This window comes from Chitinibacter sp. ZOR0017 (genome assembly GCF_000799095.1).
GTDB classification, from domain to species: domain Bacteria; phylum Pseudomonadota; class Gammaproteobacteria; order Burkholderiales; family Chitinibacteraceae; genus Chitinibacter; species Chitinibacter tainanensis.
Genome location: NZ_JTLG01000021.1, coordinates 134,047 through 152,806, shown reverse-complemented (window position 1 = coordinate 152,806; position 18,760 = coordinate 134,047). Strand labels below are relative to the sequence as shown.

11 protein-coding genes are annotated in these 18,760 nt (G+C 56.5%); 9 read left to right on the top strand and 2 right to left on the bottom strand.

Annotated elements, in window-relative coordinates; genetic code table 11:
• The first annotated feature begins 5 nt into the window (after nucleotides 1-5).
• On the top strand, nucleotides 6-797 hold the full coding sequence (locus L991_RS07685) for an RNA methyltransferase (protein ID WP_047393781.1): 792 nt from the start codon (nucleotides 6-8) through the stop codon (nucleotides 795-797).
• Nucleotides 798-843: 46 nt separating this feature from the next.
• Here the strand turns inward: L991_RS07685 and lolD are convergent, their stop codons facing one another.
• Nucleotides 844-1,542, bottom strand: coding sequence for a lipoprotein-releasing ABC transporter ATP-binding protein LolD (lolD, locus tag L991_RS07680; RefSeq protein ID WP_047393779.1), 699 nt, complete (start codon nucleotides 1,540-1,542; stop codon nucleotides 844-846).
• Nucleotides 1,535-2,770: a lipoprotein-releasing ABC transporter permease subunit gene (locus L991_RS07675; protein WP_047393778.1), complete on the bottom strand. Its 1,236-nt coding sequence runs from the start codon at nucleotides 2,768-2,770 to the stop codon at nucleotides 1,535-1,537. The genes lolD and L991_RS07675 overlap by 8 nt, the downstream gene beginning before the upstream one ends.
• 527 nt (nucleotides 2,771-3,297) lie before the next feature.
• Between L991_RS07675 and L991_RS17915 the strand changes: the two genes are divergently transcribed.
• The 8 genes from L991_RS17915 (at nucleotide 3,298) to L991_RS07635 (ending at nucleotide 18,752) form a co-directional block, all read left to right on the top strand.
• A complete protein-coding gene (locus L991_RS17915) occupies nucleotides 3,298-3,942 on the top strand; it encodes a TetR/AcrR family transcriptional regulator (RefSeq protein ID WP_028448954.1) in 645 nt (214 codons plus the stop codon).
• 15 nt (nucleotides 3,943-3,957) lie between these two features.
• A complete protein-coding gene (locus tag L991_RS07665) occupies nucleotides 3,958-6,414 on the top strand; it encodes an acyl-CoA dehydrogenase (RefSeq protein ID WP_047393777.1) in 2,457 nt (818 codons plus the stop codon).
• A gap of 121 nt (nucleotides 6,415-6,535) precedes the next feature.
• Nucleotides 6,536-7,915 (top strand): OmpP1/FadL family transporter, encoded by a 1,380-nt coding sequence (locus L991_RS07660; protein ID WP_047393775.1) that lies wholly within the window; start codon nucleotides 6,536-6,538, stop codon nucleotides 7,913-7,915.
• Nucleotides 7,916-8,024: 109 nt separating this feature from the next.
• Entirely contained in the window at nucleotides 8,025-10,427 is a 2,403-nt protein-coding gene (locus L991_RS07655; protein WP_052190721.1) for a 3-hydroxyacyl-CoA dehydrogenase/enoyl-CoA hydratase family protein, read from the top strand.
• Between the two features lie 144 nt (nucleotides 10,428-10,571).
• Complete coding sequence (locus L991_RS07650; protein ID WP_028448958.1) at nucleotides 10,572-11,786, top strand: acetyl-CoA C-acyltransferase; 1,215 nt, start codon at nucleotides 10,572-10,574, stop codon at nucleotides 11,784-11,786.
• 237 nt (nucleotides 11,787-12,023) lie between these two features.
• Nucleotides 12,024-12,587, top strand: a complete 564-nt coding sequence (locus L991_RS07645; RefSeq protein WP_052190720.1) for a chalcone isomerase family protein — start codon at nucleotides 12,024-12,026, stop codon at nucleotides 12,585-12,587.
• 553 nt (nucleotides 12,588-13,140) lie between these two features.
• Nucleotides 13,141-14,880 (top strand): autotransporter assembly complex family protein, encoded by a 1,740-nt coding sequence (locus L991_RS07640; RefSeq protein ID WP_197053837.1) that lies wholly within the window; start codon nucleotides 13,141-13,143, stop codon nucleotides 14,878-14,880.
• Entirely contained in the window at nucleotides 14,877-18,752 is a 3,876-nt protein-coding gene (locus tag L991_RS07635) for a translocation/assembly module TamB domain-containing protein (protein ID WP_047393772.1), read from the top strand. Before L991_RS07640 ends, L991_RS07635 begins: the two co-directional genes overlap by 4 nt.
• The last annotated feature ends 8 nt before the right edge of the window (nucleotides 18,753-18,760 follow it).

The following is an 18,760-nucleotide window of genomic DNA, read 5'->3' as shown; positions in this document are numbered from 1 at the left end:
TCTGCATGGAACTGATCACCTCGGCCCAAAATGGCCAGCTCAAACAATTGGGCAAACTCATCCAATCCCGGCGCGAACGTAGCCAAACCGGCTTGATGGTACTGGATGGTACGCATCTGGTCGCGGCTTGGCTCGACGCGGGGCAGACGCTGTCTTTGCTGGTACTGAGTCAGTCGGCCCAGGCATCTGCCGAGATTGTACAGCTCGCGCAGCGCGCCGATTGTCGCATCCTGCTGGTGCCCGATGCACTGTTTGCCAAATTAAGCGATTTACCCAGCGCGACCGGGATTTTGGCCTTAACCGCCATCCCGACGACCCCCGCCGCGTTGCCGAGTGGTTTTGTCTTGGCGCTGGATGGGGTGCAAGACCCGGGCAATGTCGGGGCGATCTTGCGCACGGCCTATGCCGCCGGCGTAGAGCAGGTGTGGCTATCCGCGCAATGTGCGGATATTTGGTCGCCCAAGGTCTTGCGTGCCGGGATGGGGGCGCAGGCGGTGTTGCCTTGCGTAACGCAGGCCGATTTACCGGCGCTAGTTGCCGCGTATGACGGCAGCAAAGTTGCGACGTTGCTAGACCCTAGTGCGCGGGATTTGTACAGCAATCATTATCGCGGCTCGGTGCTACTGATGATGGGTTCGGAGGGCGCGGGCTTAAGTGCGGGCTTAGCGGGCTTGGCAACACATAAGATTTTGATTCCGATGCAGGCCGGGATTGAGTCACTCAACGTGGGCCATGCCACCGCCATTTGCCTCTATGAGATGCGCCGGCAACGGGCTTGGGGTGGGGTATATGCTTGAGGTCTTTTATTTCTAATATCTTCAAACATATACCTTGATGTGTGTCTTAATCGACTAAACGCCCGTCCTGCATTTTCACCACCCGCTGACAGCGGCTGGCCAGCTCTTGATCATGTGTAACGATCACAAAGCCGGTGCCGGTGTCGCGGGCTAATTCCAGCATCAAATCAAAAATCGCGCCGGCGTTTTGGCGATCCAGATTGCCGGTTGGCTCATCCGCCAGCACGCAAGCCGGCTGGGTAACCAGAGCCCGTGCCATCGCGGCACGTTGGCGCTCGCCCCCTGATAGCTCGCCCGGTTGATGATGCAGCCGGTGGCCCAAGCCCACGCGTTCCAGCATTTGCTGCGCGGCGGCTTGCGCTTCGCGGCGCGGCAGTCGACGAATCATGAGCGGCATGGCCACATTTTCTAGCGCGGTAAATTCAGGCAGCAAGTGATGAAACTGATACACAAAGCCCAGCGCCTGATTACGTAACTGCCCGCGAGCCGCCTCGCCCAGCACAAATGGATCTTGCCCATTCAGCAAGACCTGGCCGCTATCCGGCTGATCAAGCGTGCCTAGGCAATGCAGCAGGGTCGATTTGCCCGAGCCCGAGGCGCCAACCAGTGCCACGACTTCGCCACGGGCGAGGCGAAAATCGATGTTATGCAGCACCGGCGTGCTCAATTTGCCACTGCGATAGCTTTTACTAAGGCAGCTGGCCTGTAATACCCACTCGGGGTTGCTTTGGGGGTGCTTATTCATAACGCAAGGCCTCCGCCGGATTCACCCGCGATGCTCGCCAGCTTGGATACAGCGTGGCCAGCAAAGACAGCAGCAGCGAAATCACGCCAATGCTGATGACATCGCCAGGAATGACTTTGCTCGGTAATTCGGTAATCAAATACACATCGGCCGAGAGAAAGCGCACGCCGAGCATGCGCTCGATAAAGGGCACAATGGTGCCAATATTCAGCGCAACCAGCACGCCACTCACTACACCCGTGAACGTGCCAATAAAGCCCGACATTGCGCCCTGCACCAGAAAGATCTTCATAATCGAGCCGGGCGCTGCGCCCAAGGTGCGCAAGATGGCAATATCGGCTTGTTTATCAGTCACCACCATCACCAGCGTCGAGACGAGATTAAAGGCCGCTACGGCCACAATCAGCGTCAGAATAATAAACATCATGCGTTTTTCGATTTCCACCGCGCGAAAATAGGTGGGGTTTTCTTGGCTCCAGTCCGCCACCATCAGCGTGGGCAGCTGCTGGCTCAGGGCTTGCGCCACGCGGCGGGCGGCAAATAGGTCATCCAGTTTCACCCGCACGCCGGTTACGCCATCGCCGGTGCGATAGAGGCGCTGCGCATCTTGTAGGTGGATTAGCGCCAGATTGGCGTCATAGGGATAGTAATCGGCTTTAAACACGCCGGTAATCGTAAACTGGCGCAGGCGCGGGATCAGCCCGGCGGGGGTAACCTGGCCTTGCGGGGTAATCAGCGTGACTTTGTCACCCAAGGTCACGCCTAACTCTTGCGCCAGATTCCAGCCCAAGATGACCGAGTACTCACCGGCGCGCAGGCTGTCGGCGCTGCCGGCGACCATTTTTTGCGTCACTTCGCTCACCCGGCCTTCTTGGGCGGGGTCAATGCCCCGTACCAACACTCCTTTGACTTGCGAGCCATTGGTGAATAAGCCCTGGCCCAGCACATACGGCGCGGTGCCGATCACTTGCGGGTGTTGTTGCGCGACTTGAGCGGCATTTTGCCAATCGACCAAGGCGCTGCCACCGCTACTAATCGTGATATGCGAGGCCATGCCCAAAATGCGGTTGCGGACTTCTTCCTGAAACCCATTCATCACCGACAGCACAATAATCAGTGCTGCGACGCCCAGCGCGATGCCGATCATTGAAACCAGTGAAATAAAGGAAATAAAGCCGTTGCGGCGTTTGGTGCGGGTGTAGCGCAGGCCAATCAGAAATTCGTACATGGTGGCGGCCGTGATTCAGATGGCGCGAGTTTAGCACAGGCGGCTGGCCGGCTTGGCGCGCGCAGGGTGGCATTTTTACGCCGCGGTGTCGTGAGCTGTAACAGTATTTGTTCAATTACCTTTCTGGCCGTTTTTGCGCTGCAAAAACTGGATGGAGAGTACACAGGAGGCCGCCAGCCTAATGCTGTACTGGTTTCGGCTTTGGTGCGTGGCAAGCGAGGTGATTGTGGGTGCTGAATTTGCTGCTTTGCAGCAGACTACTTGCTCGTGTGTTGCAAGTTTGTGCGTGTATTGGCTTGAAATGCTTATTTGATAAGGGCTATAGATCAATACAAGCGGGGGGTATCGGTGGTGGCGATTTTGGCTGTAGTGGTCGTCCGGCATAAGTGTGGCAACTCTGTGACGGTGGCTTAAGCAATTACCCCTATTTCAGGGTTTGCTACTTGACAAGCGTGCTGGCGAGTTTTAATTTTCAAACACTCGTTTGAAATTGATTTAGATCAACTACAGGAAACTGGAGTCCCAAGATGGAAAGCAGCAAAACGCTGGATACCGCGACCCGTATTTTAAATGCGGCCGAGCTTTTGTTCATTGAACACGGTTTTGCTGGTACGTCGATGCGACAGATCACCGCAGCGGCCGAGGTCAATATCGCCGCGGTGAATTATTACTTTGGTTCCAAAGATGGGCTGTTTCAGGCGGTGTTCGAGCGCCGTGCCGAGCCTTTTGTGCGTCTGTCGCTGGGCAAGCTCACCGAGCTAGAAAAAACGCCAGCGATCAAAGACCCGATGGCGATCGCCAGTAGTTTTCTGTCGGCGGCGCTAGAAATGGGGCGCAATCCCGAGCATGGCGGCTTGGTGTTTGTGCGCCTGCTGGCCCGCAGCTATGTGGAGCCGAATTCGGTGTTGAAAGAAAAAATGCCACAACGCTATGGCGATCTTACGCGCCGCTACCAGCTGGCGCTGGAAGGTGCGCTGCCGCATCTCAGTAGCGCAGAAGTGGCCTGGCGTTTTCATTTTGTGACCAGTGCGATGTTTAACGCGTTTGCCGGCAATCACGTGCTGCGTCTGTTTATGGCGCAGCCCATGGTGAATTCGCGTGATCCGCAGCTGGTGGCGGATATGTTGTTGCCGTTTATTACTGCGGGCCTGACTGGCCCCAGCCATTTGTAAGCCAAGGAGCGCATCATGTCGGTGTTAGTGTGTGTGTTGACTGTCGTGCTGTTGTTGGGTGTGCTGGCCTATTGCCAGGCCCCCTTGTGGTTAAGCTCGCTCCTCGTGATTTTGGGGACGGGCTATGCCGTCTTTACTGGCCATGCGGCGGCAGGCTGGTTGTATGGACTGCTGGCTTTGGCCGTACTGCTGAATGTGGCGCCAGTGCGCCGCTTGCTGCTGACGGGGCCGCTGTTTGGCGTGTTCCGCAAGATTACACCGCCGATGTCGCAAACCGAGCAAGAGGCCATTGATGCCGGCACGGTGTGGTGGGATCGTGAGCTCTTTAGCGGCAAGCCCGACTTTAAAGAGCTGCATAGCTACCCAGCCCCGAAGCTCTCTGCTGAGGAAGAGGCCTTTCTGAACGGCCCGACCGAAGATTTGTGCCGCATGCTCAATGATTGGGAAATCACCCAAGAGCAAAAAGATCTGCCGCCCGCGGTGTGGCAGTTCATTAAAGAGCAGGGCTTCTTGGGCATGATTATCAAGAAGCAATATGGCGGCAAAGAGTTTTCCAATTACGCTCATGCACGAGTGGTGACCAAGATCGCCACTCGTTCAGGCAGCGCGGCCGTGACCGTGATGGTGCCCAATTCACTGGGGCCAGGCGAACTGCTGCAACACTATGGCACCGAGGCGCAGAAAAACTACTATCTGCCGCGGCTAGCCAAGGGTGAGGAAATTCCATGCTTTGCCCTTACCAGCCCAGAAGCTGGCTCGGATGCTGGCGGGATTCCTGATTATGGTGTGGTGTGCCATGGTAGCTATACCGATCCACGTACTGGCGAGCAGCATGAAAATGTACTGGGTATTCGCCTAACCTGGGAAAAACGCTATATCACGCTGGGGCCGGTGGCCACCATTCTTGGGCTGGCGTTCAAATTGTACGACCCCGATCATCTGGTCGGCACCAAGGACGATGTGGGTATTACCTGCGCACTGATTCCCACCAATCACCAAGGCGTGAACATTGGCCGTCGTCATTATCCGGGCACTAGCACTTTCCAGAATGGCCCGAACTGGGGGAAGGACGTCTTTATCCCGATGGATTGGGTTATCGGAGGACAATCTTATATTGGCCAAGGCTGGCGCATGCTGGTGGAGTGTTTGTCAGTTGGGCGCTGTATCTCGCTGCCGGCCATGTCAGTGGCTTCGGGCAAGCTCGCTGCTTACACCACCGGTGCATATGCCCGCATCCGTAGCCAATTTGGTTTGTCGATCGGTCGCTTTGAAGGGGTAGATGAAGCCCTTGGGCGGATTGGTGGCTACACCTATCAAATGGATGCTGCGCAACGTCTCGCGCTGACGGCATTGGATTTAGGTGAAAAACCTTCGGTGCTCTCCGGTATTTTGAAATATCACAATACCGAACGTATGCGCAAAACCATCAATGATGCGATGGATGTGCATGCCGGCAAAGCGGTGTGTATTGGCCCGCGCAACTACTTGGCCTTGGGCTATCAGGCTGTGCCCGTTGCAATCACCGTCGAAGGTGCGAATATCCTGACGCGCAGCATGATCATCTTTGGTCAAGGCGCGATTCGCTGCCATCCCTTTGTACTCAAAGAGCTGCGCGCGGCAATGAATAAAGATCTAGCCGCATTTGATGCCGCGGTGATCGGGCATATTGGCTTTGCAATCTCGAATGCCGTGCGTGCCTGCTGGATGGGCTTGACCGGAGCGCGGCTGGTGTCGGCGCCCAAGGATGGCCCGACCGCCCAAAATTACCGCGATATTGTCCGGCTTTCCAGTGCCTTTGCCTTCCTGGCTGACCTCGGAATGGGCACTTTGGGTGGCAGCCTGAAATTCAAAGAAAAGCTCTCGGCGCGATTGGGCGATATGCTCTCCAACCTGTATATCGCTACCGCAGCGCTGAAGAAATTCCATGATGACGGTGAGCCGAAAGAAGATCGTCCGTTTGTACGCTGGGCAGTGGAAATGGCGCTGTATGACTGCCAAGAAGCAATGAATGGGTTTTTGGCCAATCACCCCAATCGCTTGGTGGCATGGCTGGCTCGGCGCGTGGTGTTTCCGCTGGGGATGAGCATGAAAGCGCCGGCCGATCGGGTAGGTACGCGTATTGCCCGTAGCCTGATGGAGCCATCAAGCGCCCGCGATCGTCTGGTGCAATACATGTATCGCCCAGCTGATGAAGCTGATTCAGTCGGGGTGCTGGAATACGCCTTGCAAGCCGTGATTGAAACCGAAGGCATCGAGAGCAAATTGCGCCGGGCCGGCCGCGAAGGGCAGCTTAAAACCCTGACCAGTAGCGAGCGTTTGCAAGAAGCCCTCAGCAAAGGGCTGATTACCGAGGCCGAGTTTACGCAAGTCAGCCGTGCCCGCCGGCTGAAACGCGAGGTGATCATGGTGGATGATTTTGATGCGCATCTACAACACGCAGACCCAGATGCGATCAAGCGAACGATTGTTTGAGCCGCGTTGCCTATATTAGCAGCGTCATCCAATTGCAATCTTCGCGTGGATGTTTTGAATAAATAGAAGCTCTGCCAGTACAACTGGCGGGAATGTGCGTACCACACACTGGAGAAACAACATGAAAACGATTTGCCGCTCACTGCAACTGATTGGCGTCGGCTCGGCGCTGCTGGCTGGCCAAGCGCTGGCTTCGGGCTACAACTTTGGCACGCAAAGCGCATCCAACCAGGGCTTTGCCAATGCCGGTGCCGCCGGCCTGACCGATGCTTCCGTGTTGTTTTATAACCCGGCCGGCATGTCGCAAGTTGAAGGCACGCAAGTATCTGGGGTGCTCAACTACATCATTCCGGATGGTAATTTTACTAACACCAATTCCACCAATGCAGCGGGGATGGCGGTGACGGGCAGCAATGGCGGCAGCTTTGGTGTTGCCACGCCAGTACCGCATATGTATCTGACGCATCAGATTGATGATCGCTGGACGGTCGGGGTAGGGATGTTTGTACCGTTTGGTTCGCACACCGATTACAGCAAAGATTGGGTGGGCCGCTACAACACCACCGAAAGCTCACTGATGACGTTCAATCTGAACCCGAGCGTGGCCTATAAGTTTAACGATATGGTGACCGTCGGGGCTGGCGTGAGCGTGCAGTACATCGAAGGTAAGCTCGCTAAACAGCTTGATCTGGGCCTCTCGGCCGCCTCAACCGCGTGTAAATCGGTGCCTGCCGCAACTTGTAGTGCGCTGATGCGGGCGCTGGCCAGCAAAACGCAATATGACGGCAGCTCGGAAGTCACCGGCGACGATATCGGCTACGGCTTCAATCTGGGCGCTACGTTTAAATTGTCAGACGCAACTCGCGTGGGTGTGGCCTATCGCTCGGCGATCAAGCATAAGCTGGAAGGGGATGCCAAATTCACGGTGCCGCAGAATTTTGCCAGCAGTGCTCTGGGTGCTGCCGCCGGCGGGCAGATTCAGGCAGGCCTGAATGCCCAGCTGAAAAACAAAGCCGCCACGCTGGAAGTCGAAACACCTGAGTCGTTCTCGCTCAATGCCTTCCATCAAATCAATGAGCAATGGGCGGTAATGGCTGACTACACCTGGACCCGTCATTCACGCTTTGATGAAATCCGCATCAAGCTTGATGGTGCCGCTGATTCGGTGACCCCAACCAACTGGAACGACACCAGCCGTTACTCGGTGGGCGTAAGCTACAAACCGACCGAGAAATGGACTTTGCGCGGCGGTTTGGCCTATGACAACGCGCCAGAAAATGATCAAAACCGCATCGCTAGTATTCCCGATAGCGATCGGGTCTGGGTGGCGCTGGGGGCTAACTATGCCTTCACTCCAACCCAATCGGTGGATCTCACCGCGATTTATGTCGATCTGAAAAACTCAACCATCGCCCAGAAAGACCAAAACGGGGCGACGGTACGCGGTAATTACGACATCAGCTCAGTAACGCTGGGTGTGCAATACAACCATCGTTTCTAAGCCCATTGCTCTTTGCGTAGCCGGGAAAATCCGGCAGGTGGTGGCTGCAGCAGCAGCCACCTGATGCTTTCGCTGCGGGTGCGCTCTGCACCCAATAGAGGTTCCAACAATGACTGCTGTTTTGTCACCCAAAGGCGCGGCGCCCATTCGCCGGGTTGCGGTTCTGGGCGCGGGTGTGATGGGGGCGCAAATTGCTGCCCATCTGGCCAATGCCTCCATTCCCACCATTTTGTTTGATTTGCCGGCCCCGCAGGGCGATCCAAACGGGATCGTGCTCAAAGCGCTGGAGAATCTGAAAAAACTCAAGCCGGCTCCCTTAATGTCGGCAGGGCGGGTTGATGCGATTGAAGCCGCAAATTACGGCAGTGATCTGGCACGGCTGGCAGAGTGTGATCTGGTGATCGAAGCGATTGCCGAGCGGCTGGATTGGAAAGCCGATCTGTATGCCAAGATTGCACCGCATCTGGCTCCACATGCGATCTTGGCCAGCAATACCTCGGGCCTGTCGATTGAAAGCCTGGCCGCCAGTGTGCCGGCTGAAGTGCGCCCACGCTTTTGCGGAATTCACTTCTTTAATCCACCCCGCTATATGTATCTGGTGGAACTCATTGCGACACAAGGCTCGCAGGCCGATACCCTGGATGCCCTTGAATCTTTCCTGACGATGCGCCTAGGTAAAGGCGTGGTGCGTGCCAAAGACACGCCGAACTTTATCGCCAACCGCATTGGCGTCTTTTCCATGCTGGCCACCATCCATCATGCGCAAGCCTTCGGCATTCGCTTTGATGTGGTCGATGATCTAACTGGCCCACGGCTGGGGCGGCCCAAATCAGCCACTTTCCGTACCGCCGATGTGGTCGGCCTTGATACCTTTGCCCATGTAGTCAAAACCATGACCGACACCTTGGGTAATGATCCTTGGCATGGCCTGTTTAAAACGCCAGATTGGCTGCAAGGCCTGATCGCCAATGGCGCGCTGGGGCAAAAAACCAAGGCAGGTATTTACAAAAAGAATGGCAAAGAGCTGCTGATGCTCGACCCAAGCGCGGGCGAGTACATCCCCGCCGGTCAAAAAGCCAGCGATGCCGTGAAGGCGCTGCTGAAAATCGAAGACCCTGCTGCGCGGCTTGCGGCGCTACGCGCCTCCGAGCTACCTGAGGCCCAATTCTTGTGGGCCTGCTTGCGTGATGTATGGCATTACATCGCTGTGCAGCTGGAGCACATTGCCGACAATGCGCGTGATGTGGATTTTGCGATCCGCTGGGGTTTTGGCTGGCAGCAAGGCCCATTTGAAATGTGGCAAGCGGCTGGCTGGCAAGCTGTTGCGGCGGCCATTGCCGCTGACATAAGTGCGGGCAAAACGCTGTCGGCCACGCCGCTGCCGGCTTGGGTTATGCAGCGCGAGGGGGTCCATGCTGCGGCTGGCTCCTACAGTGCGGCAGCGAATACTTTGCAGGCGCGCTCGAATCTGCCGGTGTATCAGCGCCAGCTTTATCCACCACGTTTGCTGGGCGAGGCGGCGCCAGATTATGGCCAAACCCTGTATGAAAATGACAGCGTACGGATGTGGTTGCCACCCACCGCAACAGGTGGCCAAGATGTGCCAGTGCTCAGCTTTAAAACCAAAGCCCATTGCATCGGGGCCGGGGTATTGGCTGGAGTGCAAGAAGCGATCAAGCTTGCCGAGCAATACCACCCAGGTTTGGTGATCTGGCACCCTGAGGCGCCATTCTCGGTGGGCGCCGATTTGCTCAGTATGGGTCCGGCCTTTATGACCGGTGATTTTGCGGCAATTGAGCACATGGTGGCCGAGTTTCAGGCTACTTCGCAGGCCATCAAATACGCCAAAGTACCGGTGGTTGGCGCAGCGCAAGGCTATGCGTTTGGCGGTGGCTGCGAATTCCTCATGCATTGCGCCCGCGTCGTAGCCCATGTGGAAACCTATATCGGGCTCGTTGAGGTTGGGGTTGGCCTGCTACCAGCTGGTGGCGGGTGCAAAGAATTCGCCCAGCGTGCGGCCAAGCTGGCGCGCAATGGCAATATCCTGGAAACACTGAAAGATTTTTACCTGGCGATGGCAACGGCCAAAGTCGGCACCAGTGCCGAAGAAGGCCAGCAAATCGGCTATTTGCGCGAGTCCGACATCGTGGTGATGAATGCCAACGAGTTGCTGTATGTCGCTCAAGCGCAGGTGCGGGCACTGGCGGCCTCGGGCTATCGGGCGCCAATGCCACCCAAAGCCTTCCCAGTGGCCGGCCGCTCAGGCGCGGCAACCATTCGTGGGCAGCTGGTCAATATGCTCGAAGGTGGTTTCATTTCCAAATACGATTTCCATATCGGCATGCAAATCGCCGAAGTGGTGACCGGTGGCGATGTTGAAGCCGGCACCTTGGTGAATGAAGACTGGATTCTGAAACTGGAGCGTGAGCGCTTTATGGGGCTCTTGAAAAAGGGCAAAACCCAGGAACGCATCATGCACATGATCGAATTTAACAAACCACTGCGCAATTAAGGTGGGGCTGGCGGCCTATACGCGCGGTCTTTGCTGGGGTTGGGGAATATCCTGCAGCCCTAGCAAGCGAAAACGCGTTTGGTAGTGCTGCTACGCAGTACCCAACCCAAGCTGGCTTAGACGTATTTATTTGAGGAGCTCGTAATGAGCAAACAAATTCAGGAAGCTTATGTGGTCGCCGCCGTGCGCAGCCCGGTGGGCAAAGCGCCACGCGGCATGCTTAAAAATGTTCGGCCCGACGATTTGCTGGCCCATGTGATCCGCGCCGCGATGGCCAAAGTGCCGGCGCTAGATCCGGCGCGAGTGGAAGATGTGGTGGTCGGTTGCGCCATGCCCGAAGGTGAGCAGGGCATGAATGTGGCGCGGATTGGCGCCTTGCTGGCGGGCCTGCCCAATACCGTTGGCGGCATTACCATCAATCGCTTTTGCTCTAGCGGAATTAATGCGCTGGCGCTGGCGGCCGACAAAATCCGCCTCGGTGAAGCCGATGTCATGATCGCCGCGGGTACCGAATCGATGTCGATGGTGCCGATGGGCGGTAATAAGCTCTCACTCGGTAGCTCGATTTACGAGCGGGATGAAAATGTAGCTATCGCCTACGGCATGGGGCTGACCGCGGAAAAAGTGGCTACCCAGTGGGGGATTAGCCGTGAAGACCAAGACGCCTTTGCCCTGGCTTCACATACCCGTGCTTTAGCGGCCACCGCCAATGGGGCATTTGCCGATGAAATCGCACCGCTGGAAGTTACCTATCGGGTGCCCAATCTGGCCACCGGTGAAGTTGAAACTTTCACCAAGGTACTGAGTGCTGACGAAGGCCCGCGCGCCGACACTAGCCTTGAAGGACTGGGCAAACTCAAACCAGTATTTGCTAGCCCGCAAAAAAATGGCTCGGTCACCGCTGGTAATAGCTCGCAAATGTCGGATGGGGCGGCTGCGCTGATTGTGGTGTCAGAGAAAATCCTGAAGGAGTACAACCTGACCCCGCTGGCCCGCTATGTGACCTTTGCCGTCAAAGGTGTGCCACCAGAAATCATGGGGATTGGCCCGAAAGAAGCCATTCCGGCCGCCTTGAAACTTGCTGGTCTGCAGCAAGATCAACTGGAATGGATTGAGCTGAATGAAGCATTTGCTGCTCAGGCGCTGGCGGTGAGCCGCGATCTGGGGCTGGATATGAGCAAGGTGAATCCCAACGGCGGCGCGATCGCGCTCGGCCACCCGCTGGGCGCCACCGGCGCCATTCGTGCCGCCACCCTGATCCACGGCCTGCGCCGCCAGGGTAAAGCCGGCAGCTATGGCATGGTGACGATGTGTATCGGCACAGGCATGGGGGCTGCGGGTATTTTGCAGGTGCTGTAATCAGGTCTTATTTATCTAGCCCGCCTTGGCGGGCTCAGGCTGCTGACCAAGTGGAAGAGCAATACTTTTCAAGTCTCGGCAAAGCCGAGCCTAAGGGCGAAGGCTTTGAATCTGCAGCCTTGATGTTCTATACCCACCCCTCCCGTCCCCTCCTTGAGGGGAGCCTCGCTTCGCGAGTGGGGTTTGTCATCAATCTGAGCCCGCCTTGGTGGGCTTTTTTGTCGCTGGAGTAAAGCCATGAAAAAACAAATTCTAACGGTCTTGCTGGCTTGCGCGATGCAGCCACTGTGGGCGGCTGAAGTGGCCGGGATTATCTTGCCCGATCAGGTGGAGCTGGCGGGCAAAAGCCTGCAGCTCAATGGCGCCGGGGTGCGTAAAAAACTGATGTTCGAGGTGTATGTGGCGGCGCTTTATACCCCGGCCAAACTCAATGACCCCGCGGCGGTGCTGGCCTTGCGCCAGCCGCGGCGCTTGCAGCTGAATATGCTGCGCGATGTGGATGGTAAAACCTTGGCCGAGGCGCTGAGCGAAGGGCTGAAAGACAATCTGAGCGCCGTGCAATACACCGCCCATGCGGCGCGGATTGCCGAGCTGGAAAAACTACTGCTCTCGGCCAAAGAAGCCAAAATCGGGGATGTGATTCAGCTTGATCTACTGCCAGGCGAAGGCGTACGGGTGCAGTTTCGCGGCAAATTACTGGGGGTGATTGCCGGAGATGAATTTGCGCGCGATTTACTCACGATCTGGCTGGGCAATAAACCCGTGCAAGAGAGCCTGAAGCAGAAATTGTTAGCGCGCTAATCAGGGTTTTTACGTAGTTTAGCTACGCTGTGAATTTTCACCTATTTGTCATTATTACAAAATAGTTCTTAAAAAACAGGGGTTGATAGGGGTTGTTTGTAGTTTTTGTTGGTTGTTGTTACAAATCTGTACGTAGTAAAGCTACAAAAATACTTGCACTGATTTCGTAGTTTTGATAAAGTTCACTCATCGAATGAGCAAGCGGTTCTTCGCGGTGAAGGGCCACTAGACAAGGAGAAGTATCATGCGTTCGCTGATTAAATTTTCCAAAACTGTCGAGTCTTTCCAGCAACTGCTGGTTAAATCTTACGGTTGGCAGCTGACCCTGCCTCGCTAAGAGCCCGACTCGCCGCTTTGGCCGAGTGTTTTGTAGTGTGTGTGTTGTAGCAGTAAGTAGTACCCGCGTGACTTAGGTTGCGCAATCGACTCCATCCTCCTGTGCCCGATTCCGTGCCCCCGCACGAATCGGGTTTTTTTTGCCCATTTTTTCCGTGTTGGCTGCCGCCGGGCGGGGATTTTGGTAGAGTTGCCCTTTTGCAAAGGAGTGGCTGATTTGCGCTGGATCGTTCCCTGGACTGCCGTGCTACTGTGCGCCCCGGTGTGTGCGCAGGAAAGCTCATTGCACTACAAAATCCAGCTGGAAGCCCCCGGTGAAGTCAGCGATGTGCTGCAATATCTGAATTTATTTCAGTGGCAAAAGAAAAACCGCCTGACCCCTGAGCTACTTGCGCGTGAAGTCAGTGGCTTGCCGGCGGCCGCGACCGAATTGCTAGCCACTGCCGGCTACTTTGCCCCGACCATCGAAAGCGAATTACGCCAAGAGCAAAATACCCCTGTAGTGTATCTGCGAGTAACGCCCGGCCCGCAAACGCTGGTGAAACATACCTCTGTTGATCTACAGGGCGAGATTAACCATGATCTGGAAAAGCTGGCCCGCGTGAACGAGCGCCTTGGCCGCCGTGGGCAAAATCTGGAAAACCAGCCCTTTAGCCAAAGCAGCTGGGATGAATACAAAAAGCGCAGCCTGCAGATTTTGCAAAATCGGGATTTTCCTGCCGCCAGCCTGCTGAGCAGTGAAGCCAGCATCGACCCGGTCACCGCTGAGGCCAGCTATCAATTGGTGCTCGATAGTGGCCCGGCCTATGTCTTTGGCCCATACACCATCCATGGCCTGTCGCGTTACCCTGAGTTTTTGATCCACGATCGGGTGAAGATCCCGGCAGGTACCCCCTATAGCCGCAGCGAGTTGCTGGAGTTACAAACCGAGCTACAAAATCTGCCGCAATTTGCTACCGCCTTGGTCGATGTCGAGCTCAGCGGTGAAGAGCCCTACACCGCGCCGATTCGCATTGATGTGCAAGAAGTACCGCTGCATCGAGTGAATGGCAGTGTGGGTTACAGCACCAATACCTTGCTGAAATCAGAGCTGGCCTACCGCTATTTGAATTTATTCAATCGTGGCTGGGTAGCGGATAGCCGTATCCGGCTAGAGCAGCGTGAGCAAGCGTTTGAGCAATCGGTCACCTTGCCGCAAAGCCGCAGTGATTGGGAACATCGGGTGTGGCTGAGCTATCTGCATCAGGATCTACAGGGGTTGGATTCGCAACTGTATAAAACCGGTGTTTCCCGGCTGAAAAAGGGCGAAGAAATCGAGCGCACTTTTGATCTGCAATATCAGATTGAAAATCGCCGCTTTAATGATGGCAGCGAAGAGCGTCCGCAAACCCTGACCCTCAATCACATCTGGACCCAGCGCAAACTGGATAACCGTCGCAACCCGCGCAATGGTTATTTGGCTCAGCTCGAGATTGGCGGTGCGTCGGCGTATTTACTCAGTGATGCGACCTTTTTACGGCTGTACGGCCGCGGGGCGTATTACCACCGGATAGGCCAGGATGGGCAGGTGATTTTGCAAGGTGCGCTGGGTGAGACCTTTACTAAATCGCCCGAAGGCATTACCTCGGATTGGCTGTTTCGTGCCGGCGGCTCGGGCAGTGTCCGCGGTTATGACTATCAATCGTTGGGAGTGAAGAGCAATGGCTCGGTGATTGGCGGTCAGGTTCTGGCCACGGCCTCGGTCGAATATCAGCACCCGATTGTCAAAAACTGGAAAGCCGCGCTGTTTGTCGATCATGGCGGGGCCGGCGAGGCCTGGCATAACCTTGAGACGGTGACCGGGGTCGGCGTCGGTGGGCGCTGGAATAGCCCGGTGGGGCAAATTGGCTTTGATTTGGCGTATGGCGTTGACCTGCAGCAGATCCGCTTTCACTTTGCCATGGGGTTGGTGTTTTGAGCACGCCTGAGCCGCAGTTAAATCAGCCTGAGCTATCAGGGGCCGATGCAGCAACTCCGCCGCAGCCAGCGCTGAAGCCTCGCTATGGCTTGGTGCGCCGCGTACTGCGGGCGCTAGTGTGGAGCACGCTGCTGTCCTTCGGGCTCTTAAGCTTGCTGGCAGCGCTGGCCTTAAGCTGGGTGGATTCGGCGCGTGGCCGTTACTGGCTGGTGGATCTGATCAACCACAGTGATGTGGCGCAGGTGCAGAGTATCGAAGGCTCATTCTGGTCAGAAATCACCATCAAACAGCTCAAAGTGAAAACGGCCGATTTAAAACTGGAGCTGGACTACGGGGTATTGTCCTGGGAGCCATATCTATTGCTGGTGCGCGACCTAAGCCTGCCTAGGGTATCGCTCGGGCAGCTGACAATACAGACCGCCCCCAAGCCACCGCAAGCGCCACCGTCGCCACCGCCCACTGATTTAACCTTGCCTTTGGGTATTCATCTGGACCAGTTGCGGATTGTCAAACTGGATGTCGATGGCGTGGTCCTGCGCGATCTGGCCGCCAGTGTGTCCAGTAATGGCCGCTTTCACCGGCTGACCCTAAGCCAGTTGCAATTGCCGCAAGGGCAAGTGAACGCGAAGCTGAGTATCGAAGGCAAAGCACCGTTTTATAGCGGCGGCAGTGTGCAATTTGCCGGGGTGGTGGAAGAGCAGGCATTTAGCGCCCAAGGCCAGCTGAGCGGGCCGCTGCGCGATTTGCAGCTTAAGTTGCAGCTCAAACACGCCAAAGTCAGTGCACAGGGCAATGTGCAAATCGATGCCTTTGCGCCCTATGCCTATCAAATGGTACGCCATGGTGATGTGCAGCTGGCGGGGTTTAATCCGGCCGCATGGGTGCCGGCAGCACCGCAGGCCGATTTACTGTTACAAGCGAATTTTAAGCCTACGCCCACTGGCGTTGAGGCGAAAATTGAAGTGCATAATCGCCAACCCGGCGCGCTGGATCAGCAGCGCTTACCGCTCGAGCGTCTGCTAGCTCAACTGCAGGTGCAGGGTGAGCGCTTGCGGGTGCAAGAGCTGGCGCTGAATGTGCCGGGCAAAGGCCATCTCCTGGCGCAAGGTGAAGTTGAGCAGGGCAAAATGGCGCTCAAGCTGCAGGTGAAACAGCTGGATGCCCAGGCGCTGTGGAGCTCCCAACCCAAAACTGCGCTACAAGGGCAGCTCAAATTGCTGGGGCCATGGCTCAGCCCCGGTGTGCAGGGGCAAATTGAAGACAGCAGCCGTCAAGTGGCGCTGCAACTTGATTTAGGCTGGATCAAGCCCGAAACCCAGCGGCGGCTGGCGATCCGGCAGGCTGAAGTGCGCCACGGCGCCAGCCAGCTAGCGGCCAAGGGCGAGTTCAACCTCAATGCCCCGAATGATTTTCAACTGGAGCTCGCAGCCCGCAGCTGGAATCCCGCCGAATGGCTGCAGGGGATACCCGCGGGGCGTATTGGCCTGCAGGCCAAATTAAAAGGCGCTTTGCAGCCTAAACCCCAGCTGGATTTGCAATATCAATTAGCCGAGAGTGTGTTTAATGGCCAGGCTTTGGCGGGCAACGGCGTGCTTAAACTCACGCCTGAGCGCCTCACGCAAAGTGATTTCTGGCTTAGCCTCGGCAGCAATCGCCTTAACGCCCAAGGCGCGCTAGGCGCGGCAGGTGATGAACTTGATTGGCGGCTGGAGCTACCCAATCTGGCGCAAGTTGGCTTTGGCCTCGCCGGCAAAGCCAGCGGGCAAGGCCAGCTGCGCGGGCGCTTTGCCCAGCCGCAATTAGATGCCAATTTGCAGGCGCAAGGCGTGCAAGTGGCAGGGCTGCAGCTAGAGCAAGCGCGGCTGCAACTGAGTACCAGCATGCAAAACAATAGTCCGGTGAATGGGCAGCTGAATCTAAGCGGTTTGCAGCTGGGCGAAACGCGCATTCAACAGGTGGCGCTCACGCTACAAGGTGTGTTGCAGCAGCATCAGCTCAATCTCAGTGCCAGCGGCCAACATGGCGCGCAAGCCATCAATCTGCAGCTGGCCGCTCATGGCGGGCTGCAAAATCAGCAATGGCAGGGCGTACTCGATCGCCTTAGTGGGCAATTTGGCTTGCCCTTTAAGCTGACCAATAGCCCGAGTTTGCAGCTAAGCGCGCAGCGGGTGAATCTGGGGGCCGCGAATTTGCAAGTGGGGCAAAGTCTGCTTGGCCTGCAGCAAACCCAATGGCAAAACGGTGCATTGGACAGTAGTGGGCAGCTGCAAAAAGGGGTGTTGGCCGAATGGCTGCAGCTGGCCAGGCTCAATAACCCACGCACCGATCTCATTTTGGCTGGCCAGTGGCAGCTGCACTACAGCGGGGTCTTAAATGGGCAATTCAATTTGGCCCGGCAAGCCGGTGATCTGGCCTGGCTGGAAGAAAATGGCCAGCGCCTGCCGCTGACGCTGCAAAATCTGCAACTGAATGGCAATCTGCAGATGAATCGCCTGAATGGCCAGCTGCAAATCCAGACCCAGCGCTTTGGCAGCATCAGTGCCAGCACGCAGGCCCAGCTGGATCTGGAAGCCGGCCGCCTAGCCCAGCACGCGCCTTTGGATGTACGCCTGAATGGCCAGCTACCTGATCTGAGTGTGTTCAATCCTTTCCTTGGCGGGGCCAAGCTGCAGGGTAAGGCGCGGCTGGATGTGCATCGCAGTGGTACGCTGACTCTGCCGGTGCTCGACGGGGTAGCGCGGGCAGATGGCCTGGCTTTTGACGACCCGGCCAGCGGCGCCAAACTCAGTGATGGGGTGATTGAATTAGGCCTCGTGGGCCAGCAGGTAAAAGTAAACGCCTTTAATTTTAAGGGCGGCAAAGGCAGCCTCACCGGCAGCGGTGCAGTGGATTTTCGGGGTGGTAAAGCCAATGGCGGGCTTAAGCTGACCGCGAGCCGCTTTACGGCCATGAGCCGAAGTGATTTGTTCTTGGTGTTATCCGGCAACGGCGCACTGAATTTCAAAGACAATATCATGGATATTACCGGCCAGTTCCGTGCGGATGAGGCCGATGTAGGCTTGCCGCAAATGGCGGGGGATGCGCCAAAATTGGGCGCGGATGTGGTGATCAAAGGGCGCAAAGCCGAGCGGCAGCGCGCCGAAGTGACGCCGTTTTCGCTGCAGGTGGATTTCGATCTGGGCGAGCAGTTTATGTTCCGTGGCGCCGGGCTCGATACCCGCCTGCAAGGCAAGATCAGGGTGCGGGCCGACGCCAAACAAACCCTCAAAGCCGTCGGCACCATCAACACCGAAGGCGGTGAGTACAAAGCCTACGGGCAAAAGCTGGCGATTGAGCGCGGTATTCTGTCCTTTAATGGGCCTTTGGATAACCCAACTTTGGATATCTTGGCCATTCGCCGTGATCAGGCCGTAGAAGCGGGGGTGGAAGTGCGCGGCACGGCCAATTCGCCGCGCGTATCGCTATATTCCGAGCCCAATGTACCCGATGCGGAAAAAATCGCCTGGTTGCTGTTCGGGCATGGCACCGAGAGTATGGAGAAATCCGATGGCGCGCTGGTGTTGCAATTGCTGAATGCCATGGCCAGCAATGGCGGGGCTGGCTCATCGCTCACCGATGACCTGCTGGGGAACTTTGGGATTGATGAAGTGGGCTACAAATCCAAAGAAGAAAGCGATGGCACAACCACGCAGATTGTGACGGTGAGCAAGCGCCTTACCCGCAATCTGAAAGTCGGGCTGGAAAAAAGCTTTAATGGCCTGAGCGATGCGGTGAATTTCACCCTGCAGCTTTCGCGAAATTGGTCGATCGTTTCGCGAATCGGCGTGGATGATAGCTCGGTGGATGTGAAATACACGCTGAGTTTTGATTAGGCATACGT

Excerpts from the sequence above, each read along its gene's own strand:
- L991_RS07685 (WP_047393781.1), top strand. The coding sequence starts at position 6 with ATGGAACTGATCACCTCGGCCCAAAATGGCCAGCTCAAACAATTGGGC.
- lolD (WP_047393779.1), bottom strand. The coding sequence starts at position 1,542 with ATGAATAAGCACCCCCAAAGCAACCCCGAGTGGGTATTACAGGCCAGC.
- L991_RS07675 (WP_047393778.1), bottom strand. The coding sequence starts at position 2,770 with ATGTACGAATTTCTGATTGGCCTGCGCTACACCCGCACCAAACGCCGC.
- L991_RS17915 (WP_028448954.1), top strand. The coding sequence starts at position 3,298 with ATGGAAAGCAGCAAAACGCTGGATACCGCGACCCGTATTTTAAATGCG.
- L991_RS07665 (WP_047393777.1), top strand. The coding sequence starts at position 3,958 with ATGTCGGTGTTAGTGTGTGTGTTGACTGTCGTGCTGTTGTTGGGTGTG.
- L991_RS07660 (WP_047393775.1), top strand. The coding sequence starts at position 6,536 with ATGAAAACGATTTGCCGCTCACTGCAACTGATTGGCGTCGGCTCGGCG.
- L991_RS07655 (WP_052190721.1), top strand. The coding sequence starts at position 8,025 with ATGACTGCTGTTTTGTCACCCAAAGGCGCGGCGCCCATTCGCCGGGTT.
- L991_RS07650 (WP_028448958.1), top strand. The coding sequence starts at position 10,572 with ATGAGCAAACAAATTCAGGAAGCTTATGTGGTCGCCGCCGTGCGCAGC.
- L991_RS07645 (WP_052190720.1), top strand. The coding sequence starts at position 12,024 with ATGAAAAAACAAATTCTAACGGTCTTGCTGGCTTGCGCGATGCAGCCA.